Below are 4,767 nucleotides of genomic sequence, written 5' to 3' on the forward strand. Positions count from 1 at the left end.
CTTCGCCTCTTCCATGACATCCTTGTCTACTGAACGATTGCCTGGCTTTCTGCGCCTTGTTTGTACTGCATTTGCTTGGGCAGTTTCCCAATTATAGTGTCTTCTGACTCCGCTATTACGTCTTATTTCACGAGACACTGTACTTGCACTTACATTTATCGCCTTGGCAATATCTTTTTGTTTCGTTCTATTTTGGAGTAGCACAGAAATTGTGTACCTTTGCTCCGAGGTTAATTGTTTGTACATTGCAATGCAAAATTAATTAATCTTTGGGAGACAGAGGTCTCCCTTTCTTATTTTTATGCATTGCTTGTTGATTTTCTTCTCATGGGGGCTTCTCGCCCCCAAACCCCTCGGTGTTTTCAGGTATAGATTATTAAGCTACACCAGCACTTGGGATTGCAGTTCTATGTTGAACTTGCGAAGTTACTCATCATTTATAACGTTTTATAAACTTTGTTGTTTTAATTTCTAATTCAACGTCGCTTTTAATAATATATTATTCAGTACCTAAATTATTTTTTCTAAATTTAAGACGACAACTATCTATATCATTTTTCATGTGATTAGGGGTGATATTTTATATTTCTGTGCGACATCTGCCACACTTAAAGGATTCCTTTAGCTTTAATAACAAAAATAGTATTTGGGTTACTTACAATTATATTTAATGTCTCTTTGATTCCTTTAGATCCTTTTGTTATTCGAGTAATATTGTAATCGGATAATAGTTCATCTAAATAGGTCAACCCAAGTATTGGATCAAGAATAAATCCATACAATGTAGGATTAATTTTCACTAACCCTATCGGGTTTTGGTTGATGTATTTGGCTATTTCAGTATCGTAATATCTGAGTCTGTTGTTGTGGAGGCATATCTCATCATCGTCACACTGACCTAACTGACAGAAAGAAATGGAATTACAGACACCCTTACAGTTACGATATTGTACAATGAGTGGCGGAGGTGTAGCTTACAGATTCCTGATAACTCATTTGTGACAAACGATTTGTGTATAAATTGCTAATGGAAATCGCAAACTATCTCTGTCGCTCCACGCCGCAACAGTGCGTGACTCCTATTGCATTGTTGTAATAATCCCCTATACTCTCCATCTCTTTGTGTGACATTTCGTCAGAGACCTAAACGTATACATATCATTATCACTCCATAATTCTGAAGAGCCTTTTACGTATCTTATTTCAACAAATAGAGGAACATCCCATTGTTTTCTTTCAATCTCTTGAATAGTTCATCAAGAACTTAGCTCGACGCTGTTATTAATATTCTTAAATCTATGAACGAGACCAACTGTTGTCTGGTTCGACATTACCCACGCTGATATTTTCAGCAGAGAAAGTCATTATGATGATCATCGGTGCCTCATTGTTTACGTCATGAGTTTCTTTGAAATGAACAATGTAAGTATTCTTGTGCTATTTCATTTGAAACAGTTTTATATACAAGCTGTTACGTTGGCTACTCCTCTATGGTTATTTCATTGCCCTCCCAATGCACCATATCATAGGGATAATACGGATTATCCTTCAGATCGGAGTCGTCGATGTTCATTATCTTTGCAACAGCTGCAACCTCCCACGCCCAATAGCCTCGGTAACAGTTCTTTTTCAAATGACTATTATACCAAGGTGCATTTTTGTTTAGGTTATACCATTTCCCTATATAGTCTTCAAGTACTTTCTTTGCTTCTTGTGCATCTGATATCTGTGTTAACTTGAAAAGTCCTTTGTACAACTTAGGGAAAGTAAGCTTATCTGCATACGCTTGTTTCTCATCTTCTTTCAATCGAGAGTTCAGTATAAACCAAAGTAACTGGTCAGGAGTCCAGTCTGCTGGCTTTGCCTGCTCGTCCATTCGCTGAACATAATCAGCTAACTGTTTAAAGTTTTCATTTGAAATGTTCAATAAAAAACCTAATGCTACTCTATTTAAGATATCAAAATACATTGGCTCATTCGATTCAAAACCAAGTAAAAAAGATTGTAATGATACTATATATGTTTCCCGTAAATCCTTAATTTTAACTCCCAATGAATATGTTATTTTTAGTAGATTCATATAGCTATCTGCTATTGCATAATAAATATATGAATTAGAATCATTCTGATTACCTTTTGAAATAATCTCGTTGCGTTGCTTTATTACTTCTTTTTCTTCGGATAGTAACTTTTCAAAATGATTCTTATTCTTTATTTTATCCCTGATAGGTTTATCTTGTTCCTGCTTAGAACGATTAAAGAAAAAATTAAATAATCTCATAATTTATTTTATTTATAACGATTTAAACAACATCTGCCATATAGGTTACTATTCAATCTACACTGGTTTTATGTCATTGGATTGCAGAATTCAATATGCTAATTGTGTTTCTGTGCTATATAATTACATTTTATGATAAGAAGACATAGAAAAAAAGAACCAAATACAAAGATAAATTAAATTAACGATTGGAATAATTCTTAAAGTTCCATTAAGTCTTGTCTCATTTTCTTCTTGGAGAATTCACTTCTTGTATAAACTTTTTGTCCTTTACTTCAACTAAATTTATTTTATAGATGCCAATAACATAAAAATATATCAACAATAAGCCTCTTCACTGATTTCTTATTTTCAGATGGTGTTGTTTAGCTCTTGGGATGGTAAGGAAACTTAACTCCTCGTTGCTCAAGTCTGCGTTTTACTTCCTGAGCCATCTTTCCGTTCTGAGAATCAAGGTCAAACCCTTCATCATAATAATCCTGTACAGCAGAGGCTACATTAAAATCAGGATCCTCACTTGCCATAGGATCTGCTCCTAGACTTAAAAGAAATAAAACCATATCCCAATCATAAGCAGACGCTTCTCCACAAATGAGGGATGTCCCAGTAAGACTAAAGTTTAGGTTGGCACCATGATCAACTAAATATTTGATCTTTTCTTTTCCTTGGAGTTTATCATCTGCAGAACTACTAACAGGGTTTATATAGGTCGTATCGTTTACATTAGCACCATATTTTATTAAGAGTTTCATATATTTGATATCATAAGCAGGATACCCAGAATATTCAAGGCAAGCCCCTGTGTTTTGCTCATCATTCTGTCCTTTCTTATGCAAATATGGATCTGTAAAGAATTTGCTATGTATATTAGGATTTGCACCATTTTTCAACAACAATTCCATCGTGTCGTAATTCATCGTTAACATGGCATAATAAAGGTAAGTCATGCCGCCCCTACCGATGCGATTCAGATCAAAACCATTATCAATCATAGATTGTATAGAATGAAGATCGCCATCATAGATAGCAGTCGCCATCTTTAATTCTTCACCTGTCGTGAAATACAACTGTGGTTCAGGAGCTTTTATTTTATATGATTTCTTAAACATAGAGCTACAGCTTGTTAGTAACATCAAAATTAGAATTGTAATAATCTGTTTTTTCATAAATTACCTAAGAAATATTTATATATCACGAATTCTCTATCATTGTGAATTCAACCAGATAGTGCAAATTTATAATATATTTTTAAGGTACTTGCATTTTGGAGCTTGAAAATTTATGTTCACTTTTGAATTTCTGGTTATTTTCTTCTGTATAGTCACAACCATCTTGCTATTGAGGTCATCGAGGTACACTGTAACTCTAATCCTATATCTTCCCTTAGTAGAATCATTCTTTGTTAATTTTATAAGAATATCAACGAATATCAGTTCCTTGTTAGCCTTACAGTACACATTCGTAACAATGTTGGAGAAGTTTAACCACAACTATTATGATAGAAGTGATGTACCCAGTCCCTCCCATAAGTATTTATAAAGACACATCCACCTTCAGGACTATTTCTTATTTTCAGATGGTGTTGTATAGCTATTGGGATGGTAAGGAAACTTAACTCCTCGTTGCTCAAGTCTACGTTTTACTTCCTGGGCCATCTTTCCGTTCTGAGAATCAAGGTCAAACCCTTCATCATAATAATCCTGTACAGCAGAGGCAACATTAAAATCAGGATCTATATCACTCATAGGATTTGCTCCTAAATTTAAAAAGAAGAGAACCATACCCCAATTATAGATAGAAGCCTGACTTCCAATGATAGAGACTCCAGATATACAATAGTTTATGTCTGCACCATGTTCTACTAGATATTTAATTTTTTCTTTACTTTGAGAATTGTCATGACATGAAGCTTCTAATGGCGTGATACCGATAGTATCATTTACATTCGCACCATATTCTATAAGAAGTTTCATGTATTTAATTTCATAGTATGGATCTCCTGAGGTTTCAAGGCAGACACCTAATTCTTTTTCTTCACTATAACCTTCCTTTTGGTATCCAGGTTTACTATAAAAATTATTGACAATATTAGGGTTAGCACCATTCTCTAATAATAATTTCATAATATCATACTCTTTCCTCATCAATGCAAAGTACAAATAAGTCATACCACCTTCACTCAGCTTGTTAATATCAACACCTTCTTTTATTAGTAATCGTACAGAGTCAAGATTATTGTTATAAATAGCTGAAGCCATCTCTAACTCTATTCCCTTCGAGAAATAATCTGTTGGAAGAGGGCCATTCGCTCTCTTTTCGTTAATCATAAAGCTACAACTTGTTAGAAATATGGATATAAAAAATAAGATAATATGCCTCATCATAATGAAACGCAGAGTCAACCAGCAAGTGCAAAATTACAAAACGTGTTTAAAGAACTCACACTTTGGAGTAGAAAAGTTTAATTTTTCTCTTGGTCTTTCGTT

5 protein-coding genes are annotated in these 4,767 nt (G+C 34.1%); all 5 read right to left on the reverse strand.

The window, feature by feature from the left end; all coding sequences use genetic code 11:
* On the reverse strand, nucleotides 1-246 hold a 246-nt coding region (locus CHB62_RS14245), incomplete at its 3' end, for a helix-turn-helix domain-containing protein (RefSeq protein WP_009012764.1).
* Between the two features lie 1,050 nt (nucleotides 247-1,296).
* Nucleotides 1,297-1,422: a hypothetical protein gene (locus tag CHB62_RS14250; protein WP_158296869.1), complete on the reverse strand. Its 126-nt coding sequence runs from the start codon at nucleotides 1,420-1,422 to the stop codon at nucleotides 1,297-1,299.
* A 58-nt stretch (nucleotides 1,423-1,480) separates the two neighbouring features.
* Nucleotides 1,481-2,281 carry a PoNe immunity protein domain-containing protein gene (locus CHB62_RS14255; RefSeq protein ID WP_089367343.1) on the reverse strand — a complete coding sequence of 267 codons (801 nt, stop codon included), beginning with the start codon at nucleotides 2,279-2,281 and terminating at the stop codon, nucleotides 1,481-1,483.
* Nucleotides 2,282-2,646: 365 nt separating this feature from the next.
* The gene (locus CHB62_RS14260; RefSeq protein WP_240616314.1) at nucleotides 2,647-3,447 is read right to left on the reverse strand and encodes an ankyrin repeat domain-containing protein; all 801 of its coding nucleotides are present in this window, start codon (nucleotides 3,445-3,447) and stop codon (nucleotides 2,647-2,649) included.
* Between the two features lie 393 nt (nucleotides 3,448-3,840).
* Nucleotides 3,841-4,608, reverse strand: coding sequence for an ankyrin repeat domain-containing protein (locus tag CHB62_RS14265; protein WP_089367344.1), 768 nt, complete (start codon nucleotides 4,606-4,608; stop codon nucleotides 3,841-3,843).
* Nucleotides 4,609-4,767: the final 159 nt, after the last annotated feature.

Origin of the sequence: Prevotella jejuni, from assembly GCF_900187995.1 — a bacterium.
GTDB classification, from domain to species: Bacteria; Bacteroidota; Bacteroidia; order Bacteroidales; family Bacteroidaceae; genus Prevotella; species Prevotella jejuni.